Origin of the sequence: Phascolarctobacterium succinatutens CAG:287, assembly GCF_000434895.1 — a bacterium.
Taxonomy (GTDB): Bacteria; Bacillota; Negativicutes; order Acidaminococcales; family Acidaminococcaceae; genus Phascolarctobacterium_A; species Phascolarctobacterium_A succinatutens_A.
The window spans coordinates 1-17,846 of the sequence record NZ_FR892816.1 but is presented as its reverse complement, the minus strand read 5'-3'; the positions used below and the strand labels follow the sequence as shown (position 1 = coordinate 17,846).

Genomic DNA, 17,846 nt, shown 5'->3' with positions numbered 1-17,846 from the left:
GCAACCCACCTCTGTGGGCGGTTGTCTTTTCTATATCTAATATACCACACAATTCACAGCTTTGCAAGTTTTGAATTTGTGCGCAACAATAAGAAAACCACTCCTACACTTTGCGGGTTAAGAAGTGGCTTTCTAAAAACTTTTTTACTCAGGCAACCCACCTTTGCAGGTGGTTGTCATCCTCTATGACTAATATACCACAGATTATATGGCTTAGCAAGTTTTAAGGCTGGAATTTGAGCAAACGCTCAAACCCCAGCCTTTTTTGTTCATAAGGTCAGTATTATGATTCCAGCCTCATGAACTGCCAAGCAAGCAGTTATGGGGCATTGCTTGGCGGAGTATGATGATTTATAGGAAAACCAGTTGTTATCCTGCTATGACTGCACCTGCTGCCTGCTTATCAGCCAAAATGCTTAGCCTGGGTTGCATCAGCTGCTGCCTTAGCATTATCTGCGCTCACCTGTGCCTGACGCGCCAGTTTGGCTGCATATTCAGCACGCTCCTGCGCTTCTTTGGCAAGTTTTGCTGCTGCCTGATATTTTTCGGCTGCTGCCAGCTCCTTCTTAGCCTGAGCCTCGCGCTGCTCTTCTAAAAGCTTTTGCGGGGATTTGTGGCCGAAGCGCCAGGTTGCACCGATACCGCCCATGGTTTCGCCGCCGGCAGTAGACAGGCTGACATTAATCATGAAGTTCTTGTTCGGATAGTGGAAGAAGCCCATTGCCACGCCGGTTTCGCCCTTGTATTGACCGAGGCCGATGCTGAATTCACTCGGAGCCTGCGGGTCGTAGCCAATGCTCTTCAGGGAAGCGATAGCTGCTGCCATTGCGCCTACCTTATTTACACGGTCGCTGACGTCGTTAATGCGGCCGTCAAGACGGGTAACCTCTTCGCTGATGCGGTTATCCAGACGTTCAACCTCACCGCGGCGGATTGCAGCTTCAGCATTGATGCCGCCTACTGCAGTTTCGTTGTTCTTGTACACTTCGTTATCGCGGATTTCCTGGTCAAGGTCGTCAATCTGACCAAGGTCGGACAGGTTGATGCGGTCTTTATCGTTCGTTGCGGAACCGATGGAAACGTCGCTGCTGTCGATGCGTGTTACGTTGCCTGCATTAGCGCTGTCCGTATAGGTCAGGCCAGTGCCGCTTTGCTCCAGCTTGCTGCTTCCGTTGGCATCAGTAACTTCGTTGGTAAGCAGGCCAGTTGCACCGTCTAATTTTTGCGCTACCTTAATTTCGCCATTCGTTACCACGCCGCCGATGCTGGTCAAACCCTGGTTGAATTCGGATTTATGCGTATCGTCTTGCTTAACAGTGTTGCTGTTGCCTGCAGCGGTAACCTTGTTTTCTGTAGTAGTCGTGCCATTAGTTACCTTGGTATTTACGCCATCCAGCGTAGTTTCAAAGCTGGTTTTTTGGCCATTAGCAGTACCATCATTGATATCGCTCTTAATTGTGCCATTGCCACCGAAAGCGATGGAACCGCCATTGCCGTCAGCATTGCCCTGACCGGTAATTACTAATTGGTCAGTGGTAATCTTGCCGGTGGTAATTTCGTTACCGTTTATAATGGTATTGGTTGCACCATTGTCTACGAACGCAGTCTTATGAGCAGAGTTTTCGAATACAGTGCCCTTATCAGTAGTGGTTACAGTCTGTGTACCGCCAGTAATAGTAGCAGTGCCACCATTATCGGCAGCAGCTACGAAGGAAGCTTTTTCGCCAGCAGCAACAGTTGCTTTATTCGCTTCAACAGTAACCTTAGATTCAACGCCACCAGTTGCAGCAGTGTTATCAAACTTCATGCTTGCGCCAGCATTATCAGTCTGCAAAGTAGTATTGCCAACGGTATTAGTGAAAGCACCTTTGTCTGCACCAGAACCGCCAGTAACCTTGAAGTTACCACCTGCTGCGGAGAAGTTACCTTGCTTATCCATGGACAGATTGCTACCATGCGGATTACCATTGCTATCCAGAATATCTTCGCCGAGGTTAATACGTTCAACATTCAGCGTATCAGTACTAATCGTACCACCGTTGATAGTGGTGACCTTGCCACCCTTTTCGCCAGCATCACCAGTGAAGGTTGCTTTCCCGGCAGACATTGTAGTCTGGTTGTTAGGATCTTTGTAAAGAGTCAGGTTTTCGCCATCAAGCTTGCCAGCAGTTCCATCGATCTTTTCCGAACGAATTGCACTACCATTAATTTGAGTAGTCGAATTATCCTGACCAGTGAAGGTGCCAATGCCGGAAGCAGTATCGAAATCAAAAGCAGATTTTTGACCGGACTTGTTACCTTTAATATGCAAGCCTTTATAATCGTGAGTCAATTCAGAGCTTGTATTGTCAGCAATATCCGTTGCTTTCGCCCAAATGTTACCACCATTAATAGAGCTTAAATTATCAGCATCTTTAGTAAAGGTAGTTTTACCATCTTTAGCTACATTAAATGCACCATTAGCTGCCTTCAATGCACCATCCTTATCAACTGCAAACTTTCCGCCAGCTGCTTTCAGGGAACCATCTTTATTAACTTCAACAGTAGTATCACCGGAAGCACCTAAGATAAGCTTGTTAGCTTTAAGAGTATCAGTTGTAACGGCATCGCCATCAATAGTAGTTTGCTTGCCGGCAGTACCAAAGGTAGCCTTACCGGTAACATCCAAAGTACCATTAACAGTTGCTTTTTCAGTGGTTAAGCCACTGGTTGCTTCTAATTTGTTATTTGCATCGACAATTAAGGAGCCCTCTTTAAAGGAAGAGGTGCCGGCAACAAAGCCTTTGTCAGCCTGAGCAGTTACTTTACCTTGGTTAAAGGTAACACCATTAACCTGGAAATCATTAGTGCCAGTATTTAATCCTGTACCAGTTAAGGCCATGTCACCAATCTTTAATTTATTAGTGGTAATGCCTTCAGTACCGTCTAATTTCGTAACGCCAACAGTTAAAGTTGTTGCATCGATAACAGCTCCGCCAATGTGGCCGCCTTTAGCAGTAATACCATTGTTATTCAGGTAGTTATCTTCATCAACCTTAAAGGTACTAGCTTCTATGCTCTTGACACCAGTTACCTCACCGGCTGCGCTAATTGTAACATTACCAATTTGACCTTCTTTTGCAGTAATCTTGCCATTCTCTAACTTAGCGCCTACTCCGTCATAAATAGTTTGTCCTTGAACAGTGCCTGTTGCTGTTACATTGCCACCATTAATTTCTACTCCGCCAATAGTTGCAGAAGTAGCATCAATTACCCTGTTCGCCTTGATGGTCTGATTAATATTAGCAAGCTTCTCAGCAGTCAGCTTATTATCTTCGGCAGTGCCAAGCTGCAATGTGCCTTCAGTAATTTTAGTATTAGTCCCAACAGTCAGTTCATTTTTAACCTTCAGGTTTTCCAGATCAATAGTTCCATTAATGGTCATACCTTCAGCAGTAATTTGACCGTTGTGAAGGGTAACTCCACCAATTTTACTTGCCTGAGTAGCGTCAGTTTCAATTCTGCCGGTTGCAACCTGATCGCCCTTAATAACAGTCTTCGAACCTACCGCAATGCCGAAGGTTGCTGTTTTATCCACCTGCAGCTCATCTTTCAAGGTAGTTTTGCCGGTTACACCAAGAGTGCCGCCAACAGTTGTATTGCCATTTGCATCAACAATAAATTCATTGCCAGTAGAACCAATATTCAAAGATTCACCTTTGATCTTCTTTGTTACGGTCAAATCGCCGCCTACAGTTGTGTCACCAGTTACATCCAGCTTGCCTTTCAATGTGGTGTCACCAGTTACGTCCAGCTTGCCTTTCAATGTAGTGTCACCAGTTACGTCCAGCTTGCCTTTCAATGTAGTGTCACCAATTACGCCAAGGTTGCCACCAACAGTTGCATCGCCATCTACAGTAAGCTTACCACTAGCAGTAATATCCTTACCCTTGATATCGCCGGTTGTCGTTACATTGCCATTATCGTCAACGCCAAATGCACCATTAGCACCTTTAATTTTGCCATTAATACCATCAATAGCTGCTTTTGCTTCAGTGTAATCATCACCGCCAGCATAGAAACCATCGGTATCATAAGCACTAGAGGAAGTACCGATGATGATTTTTCCGTCATTGCTAAATTTTATTTGTTTTGCTTGATCACCTTTATTAAGATAAATTCCGTCAGACTCAAATTTCAAGTTATCATTAATGCTTACTACATTAGTAACTTTACCCTGGTTAAACGTTACGCCACCAACCTCAGAGCCATCAGCAACTTTGATTTTAGTTTCACCGTCAATCATGCCGTGAAGATTTACTATGCTTTCACGAGTCAGTGTTGCTTGCGCAGAAGTGCCACCAGCAAATTCTTCTTCAAGAACTATGCTTTTTGCTCTTACTTCGCCGTTAGCCAGCCTTACGTCGCCAGCATGAGTAATACCATCTATATAAGTAGCATTATCAGACGTAACCTTATTATCTTTCTTGAATTCGATTTTTTGCGTGTTATACTTCAAAGTATCTACGGCCTTATCATTTTTTACCTGGTAAGCTGAAAAATCAGATGCATTTACTTTGGTATCAATCTTAGCATCAAGTGTACTAACTTGCTCAGTAATCTTAGTATTCAGGTTAGTATTATAAGCTTCTACTTTACTATCTAAATTAGTTACCTGACCATTGACAGCCTGAATAGCATTACTATTATCTCCAACATTTTTGACCAGACTCTCGATAGTACCACTGGTAGCATCAGAGCCTACCTTCGCCATGGAAATATCAACACCCTCAATTGCTGTTTTAATATCATCGCCAGTCAGAGTAACCGTCCCGCTAAACTTGCCGTTCGTAAGGCTACCGTCGGTAATAGTTCCATCAGCAATAGCTGTGCCGCCAACTGTACCGTTAATGGTACCGATAACGCTTCCTGCTGTAATCGCACCATTGGTCAAACTCAGCGTCACATCCGCAGCATACACCGGTTCAAGACCAATGCCCCCCCCCGCGAGAATTGCGCACGTTACGGCAAGGGCCAACGCCTTGACATTACTCTTTTTCCTAGTCATAATCATCATCCTCCTTAAAGTATAAAACAAACCCATGCGTGCGCCTTATGCAACTATCACCATCCGACGCATTCCGCACAACTCTTATCATGCTCATTATCTCATAAAATTCAGTGAATTCAACGTCTTGTATCGTAAAGCGCAAATTCTCATCGTAAAACGCATTTTGCCAACTTTACTTGATTATTTTTTGTTCAAAACTGTAACAAATAAAACAATAGTTAAAGCATTTCCCACTAAAAACTAATCACTATCCACTACACACTAACCACTAATCACTAAAAAAACCTCCGCAACGGCCTTCATGACCGTAACGGAGGTTCCATTTTTTTATAACAAAGTATCCTTAATCCTGCAGCAACGCCCACTGCATATAGGCGTTGCGCACAGCTGCGCTGTCGCGCACCCTGATGGGTGCCTTAAAGCCATTGCCCAGCAAAAAATAATTGCTGTAGACACCCTCTACATAATGCATGTTAATCAGCACGCTGCGATAGGTAAGCAGAAAATAATCCTGCGTCAGCTTTTCCCGCACCTTGTTGATGGAGCTGTACACCTTATAGGTGCGTTGTGCTGTGTGAATATAGCAGTATTTATCCTGCACCTCTACAACGATAATGTCCTTAGGCTTTAGCTTTACCCTCTCCACCGCAGTATCAAAAGTAACATACTCTTCCTTGTCAAAAACACCGCAGCGCTGCAGCGCCTGCTCCAGCCTTTCCGGCTGCAAAGGCTTCAGCAAATAGTACGCCGCATCCAGCTCATAGCTTTCAATGGCAAAGTCATTACTCGAAGTAAGAAAGACCAGCTTAAAGTTAAGCCTGTGCTGGCGCAAACGCCGCACAAACTCCACGCCATTACCAGGCTTCAAATAGATATCCATAAAGACAATGTCAGCGCTATTTAAACACAAGTATTCACAGCACTGCTCCCCTTCAGTAAATGTACGTATATCCAAAAGCAGCTGATACTTCCTGCCTATTTCCTGCAGTTGCTGTTTAAGCTCTTCCAGCTCGCTTACATCATCATCACAAGCCACAATACGCATAATATCACTCTTTTCCTATAATAACATGCTCTTCTTTGCTTATGCTCAGCCTTCCGCCAGCACCTGCCGCAAAAGCTCCAGAGCGCTCGCTTCGCTCGCTTTGTTCGTGCCCAGCTCACCGCGGAAGGCACGCGCCAGGATGGATTTCTTCATCAGGTCGATGCTTACCAAGGCCTGCTCCGCTGCCTGCTGTGCTGCGCGCTCGCGTGCCAGCAGCTCGTCGATGAGGCGCACGATTTCGTGCTGTTCGGGGAGAGATGGGAGAGAAATAGGTAATTGAGAATATCCGCCAACGTTAAAGTGAGCTAATGCCATACCTCTTTTATTGTTAGAGATAAGCGTTTTGCACGCAGGAGAATTTGTATAAGCACACAAAAATTCAGAAGTTACTTTCTTTGAATCAGGTACTGCAATCAATATATCTATCGCATTAAACCCGTCATACTTTTCAGTAACAACACATGCTGTACCAGGATTTCCTGAACGAACTATCAATACATCACCTGTATGAACTTCGCTTCTCTTATTAGTATCTTGACCATTTTTATTAAGGTAAACCCAATCTTTATCTTCTATATAAGATTCTCTAACATTTGCAGACCTAAACGCCGCCACACCATTTTTTTGATCCGTATAATACTGTGAAGGTTTGATTACTATTCCTACTTTTATATCATTGCAAATATCTTTGACAAATTTTTCTTCCCAACTTTCATCGCTCACGCCGTTTTCCCGACGCCACGGCTTTGTCAGCTCGCCCGTAAACGCCTTGTGCAGAATTGCTGCCTTACGCACGGCAAAGCTGTCGGCAACCTCCTGCAGTCGCTCCTTTGCTTCATCGAGCTTGGCGAAAAGCTCTTCGATATGCTCGACAATTCGTTGCTGTTCGGAGAGTGGAGGGAGAGGGAAAGTCATATTTGTAATATACTCAGAACGTATATTGTTGATATTAACTCCACTAGCCAATTCTCTTATACTCTGCCTATATAAGAAACTTTGAAAAAATAAATCAACAAAACTTTTGTTACATCCGTTCTTTGGCCTTGCTAAAGTCAAAAAAGCACCAAATGCAACATCATTATAATCATAAAATGCTAAGCCCGCTCTTCCTATAACTTTTACACTACCAGTCGAAGAAACTATAATTATATCATTTTTTCGTATCAACTGAGCTTCTGAAACTAAAGATTTGTCAACATATACATTATCAGCGTTTAAATCTAAACCACCCTCTATTATGTTTCCTCCTCTTAAAATCAAGCAATCATTCTCCATTTTTTCATTGTGAACATCATGCTTTTTATAGGAAACTCCACGTAATAAATCTATGAAATTCCCAAGCCTAACCCACACCCAATTCTCCGGCACCTCATAAGGCTGTTCCTCCGCAGGCACCAGCGCCTGCTGCAAGCGTTCTTCTATTGTCAATGCTGTCTTTTTCTTTGGCATTGCCAGCTCTCCTTTATAAGCAAACGTGTTATTGCTTTAATGTATAATTTATGATAAAATGTTTTTGACAACCGTGTTGTAGGATGGTGTTGCCTTAATTCCTCAGGAATCGAGGTGATGCTTATGAAGAACTATTCCTTCCAAGACTTAATGCTCTTCGGAATGTTCATTCTGGCATTACTTACATTTATTTTTCAATATTGTAAATAACCCAGACATAAGAAAACCACTCCTACACTTTGCGGGTAAAGAAGTGGCTTTCTAAAACTTTGTTACTCAGGCAACCCACCTTGTGGGCGGTTGTCTTTTTCTATGTCTAATATACCACACAATTCATAGCTTTGCAAGTTTTGGATTTGTGCAGGATGCAGGAAAGCCTCTCCTCGGGGGGAGCTGGCGCCCGCAGGGCGACTGAGAGGGGTCTGCTGTCTTTATGCTTTCTTATAGTGAACCCCTCTCCGTCATCGCTAGGCGATGCCACCCGCCCCAGGGCGCCTTCTCTTGCCCTACGGGCAATTCACCTTGTCTCCCCAAGGAGAGGCTCTTCTCTTTCTTCCTTCATCCTTCAATCTCTACTTTTATCTTTGCAAGCTCCTCAGCTCCTGCGCCACACTCTGCAGCAAATCCCCGGCCTCCGCCAGCTTTTCCGCAGCCTCTGCCGCGCTTTCCGCCGGGTCCGGCAAATCCTCGTAATCCAGCACGCTGTCATCCTTAATCAGGCCAAGGTCCAGACTGTTGCCCTTCTGCGCAATTTCCTCACGCGTAAAGCACTGCCAGCGCTCGTCTGCCACCTTGCTTCTGTCCTCCGCGCCGTAGGCCGCCTCAAAACCGGCAAAGTCGCTCGCCTTCAGCGGGTTCATCTTGCCGAAGGACGGCATGTTGGTGCGCAAATCATAAAACCACACGGCCTTGGTGCTGTCCTTATCCGTTTTTTCGCGCGTAAAGAAGAGTACATTGGTCTTGACACCCTGCGCGTAAAAAATACCCGTCGGCAAGCGCAGAATAGTGTGCAGATTGCACTTATCCATCAAGTCGACACGAATCCTTTCGCCGTCACCGTCGGCAAAAAGCACATTGTCCGGCAGTACCACGGCAGCGCGCGCCTTGCCGTCAGCCTTCAGGCTGCGGTAAATGTGCTGCAGGAAGTTCAGCTGCTTGTTGCTCGTGGGATAAGTAAAGTCGTCACGCGTTGCACGCTCGCCGCCTTTTTTCGTACCGAAGGGCGGGTTTGTCAGCACCACGTCATAGCCCTGCATCTCCTTGCCCACGTTGGAAAGCGTATCACCCAAAATAATTTTGCTCTGGATGTCATGCAGCATGGCGTTCATCAGCGCCAAGCGGTGCGTATCATGCACCAGCTCGCAGCCGGTGAAGGCCTGCGTATATTCAAACTCCGCCGTTTCCTCATCCAAATCAAAGAAATCGTTCGTCTGCTCACGCACAAAATTGCTTGCCGCAATCATAAAGCCAAAGGTACCGCAAGCAGGATCGTTGCAGCGCTCGCCGGCCTTGGGAGCCGCAAGGCGCGTCATTACGTCAATCAGCACACGCGGCGTAAAATACTGCCCTGCGCCGCTCTTCTTTTCGTTAGCGTTTTTCTCCAGCAGTCCCTCGTAAAGATTACCCAGGCCCTCCTCCTTCGCGCTGAACCAGTCCAGCTCGTCAATCGTCCTGATAATCTTTTCCAGGTTCTTCGGCTCGTCGATGTTCGTCGCCGCGCCCTTGTAAATCTCCTGAATGCGTCCCGTGCACCGCTCGCCCAGGTAATCAAGCAGCTCTTTGTAAAAGCTCTTCAGCTCCAATCCCTTGCGCGCCAGCAAATCATCCCAGCGATAGCCCTCCGGGATATTTTCCTCGCTGCCTGTTTCCTTGGCCATTTTCAAAAATAAAATATATGTCAGCTCCGTAACGTACTGATGATAAGTAATGCCGTCATCTCGCAGCACATTACACAAATTCCAGAGCTTTGCTACAATCTCCTGTGTATTCACGCAGTTTTGCCTCCATCTTCATATAAATAACCGTTGAATTCGCTCACGATATTATCCAAATCGTTGGCGAATATTTTTTGTGCCCGCGCATAACCGCCCAAGCGCTGCAATCGTTTGTCCTCCTTAAAAGCCTCCACGCTCAAAATATCCTGCTGCTGCATATAGCTGCGGATAATATCCAGCCACTTCTGCTGGGCAGGCGTAAATTTGTGGTTTTTGTTCAGCTTGTCAAAGGCACGGCTCAGCTGCGAGTTTTTGCTCACCAGCTCCGTTCCCAGCATATAGCGCCTGATAAGGCTGATAATGCCTGCCACCATCGTGCTGTTCGTGTATTCCGAATAGGCATCGTTCAGCTGCAGCGCCGTAAAGCCGTTGGCATCGAGCGTCAGCAGCAGCTCCTTCAGCTGCGCCTTCGTCAAATCCTTCGGACGAGTGCAAATGATATGCAGGGCAGCAATTTCGTTGGCGTGGCTCTTTAAATACGCCGCAAAATCGTTCAGATAATCTCCGGGCTTGGTCTTGTGCGCACCGTAGCCGCGCGTATGGCCTGTAAGCTCATCCTTGCCGTCGTAAATCATCCCGCCCATATTGCCGCCGGCCCGGTATTTTTCCAGCTGCTCCAGCGCCTCTTTATGCTGCAGCAAAAGCTCCTTAGCCTTGGCGGCATCCGCCTGCTGCAGCTCGCCGGCAAAGGCTGCCACATCCTTGCCCGTCGCCAGCACAAACTCCTTCTTCGTCTGCTCGTCCAGCTTGTTCACCTTGCGGCGCAGCTTTAAGGCCACCTGCTTGGCAATATCGGTAATCGCCTCCGCTGCCTCCGCTTCATCAAGCTGCTTCAGCAAATCCTGCACGGAAATCTGCGGATTGGCAACGGCAGGCATCGTCACCACCGGCTGCAGGCTGTTATATACGCCCACCGGGTCATAAATCTCAAAATGATCCTTGCCGATTTTATCGCAGCGGCGCGTCGCACGTCCCAGCATCTGCTCGAACAGGATACGCGATTTCACGCAGCGCATAAACACCAGCGTCGTAATCTCCGGCACGTCGATGCCGGTAGTCAGCAAATCCACCGTTACGACAATGCTGGGGAAGCGTTCGTTCTTGAAGCGCTTGATTTTCTCCTGAATCTTTTTCTGGTCACCGTTGGCCACGCTGCCGGTAATCTTCATAATCGCGTCGCTGTCCAGATTATCCTTGGCATAAAGCTCCTGCAGTATGCTCACAATCATATCGGCATGCGTATCGGTAGCAGCGTAAATCAGCGTTTTGCCGTATGTTTCCGGCGCATCGGGATAAAGATTTTTGGCAATCTCCGCCAGCACGGCCCTGTTGAATTCCGGCACGATAACCTTGCGGTTGAACTGGTCGACGTCAAAATCGACATCATCGTCCAAATAAGCCGTATCAAGCTCGCCTGTTTGCTTGTTAATATATTTAACAGTATCGCCCTTTTTGAGCTGAATTCCCTGCTCGCTGAGCTTCGTTGTCAGCTGATGCGGTGCGTCATGGTCAATCAGATAACCATCCAGCACAGCCTCGCGATAGGTGTAGGTATAAACAGGCTCGCCGAAAATTTCCGTCGTCTGCAGGGCAGGCGTTGCGGTGAGCGCAATTTTTACCGCGTTAAAATAATCCAGCACATAGCGATACTTGCTCTGGTAATCGCGCTGGTCGCGATAAAGCTGCTCCGCCTCTGCCATTTCCTTATCCAGAATATAACCGCGGTGCGCCTCGTCGATAATAATCAAATCATAATCGCTGACTGCGGGAATACGCTCCTCACTTTCGGCGTACATAATGCGCTTCATCATGCCCTGTACGGTAGCAACGTGCACGGCGGTTTCCGCATCAATCAGCTTATCGGTAAGCTCCTTGATATTGTAAATCTGGTCCAGCGTCTGCAGGCTTTCCAGCTTCACCTCTTTAAAAACATCCTGCGCCTGCACGCCCAAAGCATTGCGGTCAACAAGGAATAAAATACGCTTAAAGCGCTTCGCCTTCAAAAAGCGGTAAATCATGCCCAAAACCGTGCGTGTTTTGCCGGTGCCTGTGGCCATCGCCAGCAGCGCCGTCCGCTTGCCGCAGCGCACTGCATTATCCACCGCCTGCACAGCCTTCAGCTGATAATCGCGCAGATGCAGGCCGTTTTCATCCTGCAGAAAATCATACGGCAAAGCATCTAAGGCAGCGTTGCCCTCCGCAGTATTTTCCTGCAGCATTTCTTTTAAACCTAAGGGAGAAGGCCAGCCTGCCATAGCACGCGGCATATTGCCGCTTTGACGCAAATCCGCAAACCAGATACCGGATTTTACCTGCAGCTGCTGCACATACGGCCTGCCGTTGGCAGCAAAAACAAAGGGCACCTTGAAATCCTGCCACTGACCGAGCAAATATTCCGCGTCGCATTTTCTCACAGCGCGCGCGTAATCCTTGCATTGGTAGCTGATGACGCTGGAAATATCCGTGTCCCACTTTTTCGCTTCGATAAAGCCCACAAGCTCCGTACCGATAAAGAGCGCATAATCCGCGTAGCCCTTCTCCTCATTGCCCGGAACCTTGTCCGTAGGCCATTCGGCAATCGCCAGATTGCGTCCCTTCACAGGACGGCAGCCCTTGCTGTAACGCAAAACAGTAGTGTCGGCCTCCCAGCCAACCTGACGCAGCTGCTCGTCAATCAGGCAGCGTGTTTCCGCTTCCGTCTTCGGTCGTCTGTTGGCAGCCTGCAGATTCGCCTGACTGCGTTCCTTGTGCGGAACAGGCACAGCCTGCTGCGCCTTCTCGTTATCCTGCTTGCGCAGGCGCGCTTCCTCGGCCTTATCCTTGGCCGTTTCAACAAAGGCTGCCTCTGCCTGCTCCGCAGGCAAATGATATTCCTGATGCTGATAGCTGTAATCGCCATACACCTGCATAAACCATTCGCAAAGACTGTACGCCTGCGACAGCAGCAGCTTGGCCTTCTGCAGCGAATCCGTACCCTCATGGCGCGCTTCGTTGCCGCCCAAGCGCAGGCGGTGCATAATGCGTGCCAAATCCTCGGTGATATACTCTTCGTTTTCCAGCAGGCGGATTTTGTTTACCAGCGTATCCTTCATCTGATAAGGCATTGCTATATTGTCAAAGTCAAACATTTTATTAACGATATCTTCGCACAGCAGGCCCAGCTTAAAAAGGCAGGAGTTGGAATCGCTGTACAGATAGCGCTCCGCGAACTCGCCTGTTTTTTCCAGACCGGGAAATTGTGTGCGTAAAAAGCTGAAGCCAGATGCCATAAAAACGGCCTCCTTTGAGCTGTAAAATGATAATAATATATTTATATTCGCTTTGAAACAAAATTTACCTGCTGAATATGTTTTCGCAAAAGGCAATATCGCTGTAATAAAAAAAGCTGCCTGCCCTCCTGCATAAGGAAAGCAAGCAGCCATTAGCTCAGCAAACCGCTGTAAAGTAAAATAACCGCGCCAAGATTTCTCTTAGCACGGTTATCAGTTGTTATTTGAGCAATTCACGAACCATAACGTTAATACGTTTGCCATCTGCACGGCCTTTGGTTTTTGCCATAACTGCCGGCATTACCTTGCCCATATCTTTAGGACTTGTAGCACCAACAGCAGCAATAACTTCTGCCACGATAGCCTTCAGCTCGTCATCGCTGAGAGCTTCCGGAAGATATTTTCTCAGTATAGCAATTTCTTCCTTAGCTTGGGCAACCAATTCGTCACGACCTGCTTTTTGGAATTCCTCAACAGAATCCTGACGCATTTTGACCTCTTTCATCAAGACAGCCAGAACCTCATCATCTGTAAGTTCCTTTTTGTCATTGATTTCAACATTTTTAATATTAGCACGCACCATGCGGATAACAGATAAACGCAACTTGCCTGCTTCTCTGTCCTTCATGGCCTGCTTCATATCAGCAGTCAATTGGTCTTTTATAGACATACAGCCCGCCTCCAATTATCTGGTTTTACGTTTTCTGGCTGCTTCGGATTTTTTCTTACGTGCAACGCTCGGCTTTTCATAGTGCTCGCGTTTTCTTACCTCAGAAAGAATGCCTGCCTTTTGGGTTGCTCTTTTAAATCTGCGCAGTGCGCTGTCTAAAGTTTCATTCTTGCCAACTTTAATTTCTGCCATCTGTTCTCCCTCCCTCCACACACTTAGGGAAGTGTATATGCAAATTAAGTTTTCAGCTGTTGCCAGCTAAAAACACTTACTGATTAATTATACAAGAAAAGACAAGCATTGTCAAGGTTTAGCACGGGGGCCAACCCAAAGCTTTGCCGCCAATTACGTGAATGTGTAAATGTTTTACTGTCTGACCGCCTTCATCGCCGGTGTTGATAACAACGCGGAAGCCTTTTTCGGCAATTCCGGTCTTTTCAGCGATCATTTTAACCTTGCCCAGCATGTATGCAACCAGCTCGGGGTCCGCAGTAGTGATGTTAGCTGTGTGGTCCTTAGGCATCAGCAGCACATGAACCGGAGCAGCCGGAGCAACGTCATTGATAGCAATCATTTTATCATCTTCGTACACTTTGGTAGAAGGGATATCGCCCTTAATGATTTTGCAAAAAATACAATCCTCAGCCATTTCATGTCCCTCCTCTCATTTATCGTATCTAGTTATATTCTGTATTTATTTCTTTTATCCTGCTAAAGAAATAATTTTTTCACAAATTAATTCAATTCGCCCAGCAAAAAATCCTCTTTGATGCCAGTAATTTTTACCTTGGCAATGGTATTCGCCAGCTCCGCAGTTCCCGGAACGACAACACGCAGATAAGGTCCGCACAGGCCCTCCATATGCTCATCGTCCACCGGCTGCTCGAACAGTACCTCTTCCACCTTGCCGACAGTGCTCTGCAGCATTTGCTGATGCAGCTCCTCGTCCACCTTCGCCAAACGCGCCGCACGCTCGCTCTTCACTGCCTCGTCCACCTGCTCCTTCATTTCGGCAGCAGGCGTGCCCTTGCGCTTAGAATAAGGGAAGATATGCATTTTGGCAAAGCCGCATTTCTTGGCAAATTCCAAAGTAGTCGCAAAGTCCTCCTCGGTTTCGCCGGGGAAGCCCACGATAACGTCCGTAGTAATTGCCACATCAGGCACCTGCGCACGGATTTCGTTCACCAGCTCCGTAAAGCGCTTTGTGTCATAAGGACGATGCATAGCGCGCAAAATCTTGTCGCAGCCGCTTTGCAGCGGCAGATGCAGGTGACGCTGCAGGCGCGGTTCCTCTGCCATCAGCTGCAGCAAGCGCGGCTCCACCTCCACGGATTCCAGCGAACCGAGGCGCACACGCTGCACGCCCTCAACGCTCAGCACTGCCTTTACCGCATCATACAAAGTAACGTGCTTGCCTTCCTTCGCCAGCTCCTTGCCATAGCAGCCAAGGTGAATGCCGATGAGCACAACCTCCTTGTAGCCTGCGGCAACCAGCTTGCCAACCTCCTCGCGGATGCTTTCCAGGCTGCGGCTGCGCAGCGGACCGCGGGCAAAGGGAATAATGCAGTAGGTGCAGTATTGGTTGCAGCCCTCCTGAATTTTGAGGAAGGCGCGGGTTTTATCGGTTTCCGTGCCAACGCCCAGCTCTTCGAACTTAGTGTCCACAGTCATCTGCTGCACATTATCCAGAATCTCCGTGCGCTTGTGCTCCAGCGCCTCCTCAACCAGCTCCACAATGCGGCCGCGCTCCTGATTGCCGATGATTACATCAACACCTTCGATAGCACGCACCTCCTCCGGCGCAGTCTGCGGATAGCAGCCGGTAACAACCACCAAGGACAGCGGATTGTGACGCACAGCGCGGTTGATAATCTGACGCGATTTGCGCTGACCGGTATTGGTAACAACGCAGGTATTAACTAAATAAACGTCTGCCGGTTCACCGAAAGGCACAACCTCATAGCCTGACGCACGGAAAATCCCCTCCATGCTGGCAGTATCAGCCTGGTTGACCTTACAGCCCAGCGTATAAAATGCAATTTTTCTCATCTATGTTTAATCTCCTAAATCTCCGGTTTCATAAAAAATCGCTGAAATAGCAACAAGTCCTGCCGTTTCCGCACGCAGAATACGTCTGCCCAGCGACACAGGCACAGCGCCTACTGCGCGTGCCGAATCCAGCTCCGCTTCGCTGATGCCGCCCTCAGGACCGATAATCAGCAGCAGATCTGTCAGTGCGCCATTCGCCTGTGCCTCCTTCAGCGCCGCCTTCAGGCTCTTTTTATCCTCGCACTCGTAAGCGATAATCTTCGTAGCGCAGTCATTCGCCGCCAGCATCTGTGCCATCGTCTGCACAGGCTGCACCTCGGGAATAATATCACGCTTGCTCTGCTTGGCAGCGGACTCGGCAATCTTCTGCCAGCGCTCCACCTTTTTGGCAGCCTTAGCACCGTCAAGGCGTACTACGGAATGCTCCATAGCCACAGGTACCACGCTGTAAGCGCCCATCTCCACAGCCTTCTGGATGATGAACTCCATCTTCTCGCCCTTCGCCAGGCCCTGCGCCAAAATCAGGCGCACCGCCGGCTCATGGCTTTCTGCCAGCTTCTCCAGGCAATGCACAGTCACGCACTCGCTGTCAATCGCAGTAATCTCCGCCAGCGCACTCACGCCGTCGTCACTCACAAGCTGCAGCTGCGCACCCGGCTGCATGCGCAGCACCTTACTGATATGACGCGCATCAACGCCCTCAATAGTCATTGTTTCGTTATATAATTGCGGTACAAAAAAACGATGCATATAGGTTTCCTTTCTGTAAAAATTGATACCCCTCTCCGCCTCGACAAGCTCGGCACCTCTCCCCAAGGAGAGGCAAAAAAAGAATCACAAAGGACAAGAGAGGCTCCCCTCGGGGGGAGCTGTCGCCCAAAGGGCGACTGAGAGGGGACTGCTTAAAGCCCTAACAAGCAATTAATATATCGCAGTGAAAACATAAAAAATTTAGGGAATGAGTGTCTGGAACCATAGAAGTGTCGCAACTGTTTGAGCGATAAGCTGACTACTGTAGCAAAATCTCTTAGCATAGCGCGAGTTTTGCGGCACTTCGTCCTGGTTCCACACGAAATTACCGTCCGCAAATCGCTTCTTCATATTTAGCATCAAATATATAACTCAGCAAGCGATTTGCGGGAAAATTTTTCGTTGCAACGCGATATATCAATTGCGACGCCCTCGCTTCCCCCTATCCGCCTCGACAAGCTCGGCACCTCTCCCCTAGGAGAGGCTCTCTTCTATCGCACACGACATAAAACTTCTTACTTCTTCTTCATCTGCATAACAACCCAGCCACCGCGATGGTCAACCGCGTCAACATAAAGGCCCTGCGCCTGCGCCGCAGCCTCCACATCCGGCATGCGCTCCTCAATAATACCGCTCGCCAGCAGCACACCGTCGTCATTCAGCTTCTGCGGAATATCCTGCAGCAGCATAATAACAATATCGGCAATAATATTAGCGATAATAACATCAGCCTTGCCCTCAGTGCCATGCAGCAAATCGCCCTCGCGCACCTCAATCTGCTCGCTCAAGCCATTATCCGCCACATTCTCCTTCGCCACGCGCACTGCCACAGCGTCAATATCCACAGCCTTAACAGACTTAGCGCCCAGCATCGCTGCAGCAATCGCCAGAATGCCACTGCCGGTACCAACGTCAAACACGGTAGAATCAGGCGTAATAACCTTCTCCAAGCGCTCCATCATCATATTGGTAGTGTGATGCGTGCCTGTACCGAAGGCCATACCCGGATCAATTTCAATAACGTGCTCGCCTTCCTTAGGAACATACTCCTCCCAGCTCGGCTTAATAACAAGGCTCTTGCCCACATGAGTAACATGGAAATACTGCTTCCATTCGTTAGCCCAATCCTGCTCGCTCACCTTGCGGAAGCGGGTATTGCCGAAACGGTACTTGCCGATGCGCTCCTCAATCAGCGCCAGCTGCTCGTCAATCTCCGCCAAGCGTTTTTCCAGCTTATCATCATCAGCATAATAAGCGCTGACTGTAACAACCTCGGTATTCTCCTGCTCCGGAATATCGCACAGCTCCCAGGTACCGCTGTTGCGCAAATCATTAATCAGCTGCGGGTCCTCAATCGCAACTCCCTTAGAACCGATGCTCGTCAGCATATCTGCTACGGCCTCTACTGCTTCATGCGTTACCGCAACATTAACTTCTATCCACTGCATTTTCTGCACTCCTTTATAATTTATATTCATTTTATTATACAACAGAAAAGCCTCGCATTTCAACACGCCATTTTATCTCTGCAGTTAGAAAAAATTTACTTGGTAGATTGCAAGTGCAAATT

11 protein-coding genes are annotated in these 17,846 nt (G+C 48.0%); all 11 read right to left on the bottom strand.

All coding sequences use genetic code 11. The annotated features are described in order from the left end of the window. Positions 1-403: 403 nt before the first annotated feature. Positions 404-5,047 (bottom strand): YadA-like family protein, encoded by a 4,644-nt coding sequence (locus tag BN587_RS11500; protein WP_021720860.1) that lies wholly within the window; start codon positions 5,045-5,047, stop codon positions 404-406. Between the two features lie 346 nt (positions 5,048-5,393). After that, positions 5,394-6,095: a LytR/AlgR family response regulator transcription factor gene (locus BN587_RS09355; protein ID WP_021720859.1), complete on the bottom strand. Its 702-nt coding sequence runs from the start codon at positions 6,093-6,095 to the stop codon at positions 5,394-5,396. Positions 6,096-6,140: 45 nt separating this feature from the next. Next, a complete protein-coding gene (locus BN587_RS09350) occupies positions 6,141-7,544 on the bottom strand; it encodes a restriction endonuclease subunit S (RefSeq protein ID WP_021720858.1) in 1,404 nt (467 codons plus the stop codon). A 578-nt stretch (positions 7,545-8,122) separates the two neighbouring features. Beyond that, a complete protein-coding gene (locus BN587_RS09345) occupies positions 8,123-9,535 on the bottom strand; it encodes an N-6 DNA methylase (RefSeq protein WP_021720857.1) in 1,413 nt (470 codons plus the stop codon). Further along, positions 9,532-12,807: a type I restriction-modification system endonuclease gene (gene hsdR / locus BN587_RS09340; RefSeq protein WP_021720856.1), complete on the bottom strand. Its 3,276-nt coding sequence runs from the start codon at positions 12,805-12,807 to the stop codon at positions 9,532-9,534. Before hsdR ends, BN587_RS09345 begins: the two co-directional genes overlap by 4 nt. A gap of 220 nt (positions 12,808-13,027) precedes the next feature. Continuing rightward, positions 13,028-13,477 (bottom strand): GatB/YqeY domain-containing protein, encoded by a 450-nt coding sequence (locus tag BN587_RS09335; RefSeq protein ID WP_021720855.1) that lies wholly within the window; start codon positions 13,475-13,477, stop codon positions 13,028-13,030. 15 nt (positions 13,478-13,492) lie between these two features. Then, on the bottom strand, positions 13,493-13,669 hold the full coding sequence (gene rpsU, locus BN587_RS09330) for a 30S ribosomal protein S21 (RefSeq protein ID WP_021720854.1): 177 nt from the start codon (positions 13,667-13,669) through the stop codon (positions 13,493-13,495). A 118-nt stretch (positions 13,670-13,787) separates the two neighbouring features. Continuing rightward, the gene (locus BN587_RS09325; RefSeq protein ID WP_009145890.1) at positions 13,788-14,126 is read right to left on the bottom strand and encodes a histidine triad nucleotide-binding protein; all 339 of its coding nucleotides are present in this window, start codon (positions 14,124-14,126) and stop codon (positions 13,788-13,790) included. An 86-nt stretch (positions 14,127-14,212) separates the two neighbouring features. After that, the gene (gene mtaB / locus BN587_RS09320; protein ID WP_021720853.1) at positions 14,213-15,526 is read right to left on the bottom strand and encodes a tRNA (N(6)-L-threonylcarbamoyladenosine(37)-C(2))-methylthiotransferase MtaB; all 1,314 of its coding nucleotides are present in this window, start codon (positions 15,524-15,526) and stop codon (positions 14,213-14,215) included. Positions 15,527-15,532: 6 nt separating this feature from the next. Next, positions 15,533-16,276, bottom strand: coding sequence for a 16S rRNA (uracil(1498)-N(3))-methyltransferase (locus BN587_RS09315; RefSeq protein ID WP_021720852.1), 744 nt, complete (start codon positions 16,274-16,276; stop codon positions 15,533-15,535). A gap of 515 nt (positions 16,277-16,791) precedes the next feature. Beyond that, positions 16,792-17,724: a 50S ribosomal protein L11 methyltransferase gene (gene prmA, locus BN587_RS09310; RefSeq protein ID WP_021720851.1), complete on the bottom strand. Its 933-nt coding sequence runs from the start codon at positions 17,722-17,724 to the stop codon at positions 16,792-16,794. Positions 17,725-17,846 lie beyond the last annotated feature (122 nt).

Bases quoted from the DNA above. Each gene is read 5' to 3' on its own strand.
- BN587_RS11500 (WP_021720860.1), bottom strand. From the start codon at position 5,047: ATGACTAGGAAAAAGAGTAATGTCAAGGCGTTGGCCCTTGCCGTAACG.
- BN587_RS09355 (WP_021720859.1), bottom strand. From the start codon at position 6,095: ATGCGTATTGTGGCTTGTGATGATGATGTAAGCGAGCTGGAAGAGCTT.
- BN587_RS09350 (WP_021720858.1), bottom strand. From the start codon at position 7,544: ATGCCAAAGAAAAAGACAGCATTGACAATAGAAGAACGCTTGCAGCAG.
- hsdR (WP_021720856.1), bottom strand. From the start codon at position 12,807: ATGGCATCTGGCTTCAGCTTTTTACGCACACAATTTCCCGGTCTGGAA.
- BN587_RS09335 (WP_021720855.1), bottom strand. From the start codon at position 13,477: ATGTCTATAAAAGACCAATTGACTGCTGATATGAAGCAGGCCATGAAG.
- rpsU (WP_021720854.1), bottom strand. From the start codon at position 13,669: ATGGCAGAAATTAAAGTTGGCAAGAATGAAACTTTAGACAGCGCACTG.
- BN587_RS09325 (WP_009145890.1), bottom strand. From the start codon at position 14,126: ATGGCTGAGGATTGTATTTTTTGCAAAATCATTAAGGGCGATATCCCT.
- mtaB (WP_021720853.1), bottom strand. From the start codon at position 15,526: ATGAGAAAAATTGCATTTTATACGCTGGGCTGTAAGGTCAACCAGGCT.
- BN587_RS09315 (WP_021720852.1), bottom strand. From the start codon at position 16,276: ATGCATCGTTTTTTTGTACCGCAATTATATAACGAAACAATGACTATT.
- prmA (WP_021720851.1), bottom strand. From the start codon at position 17,724: ATGCAGTGGATAGAAGTTAATGTTGCGGTAACGCATGAAGCAGTAGAG.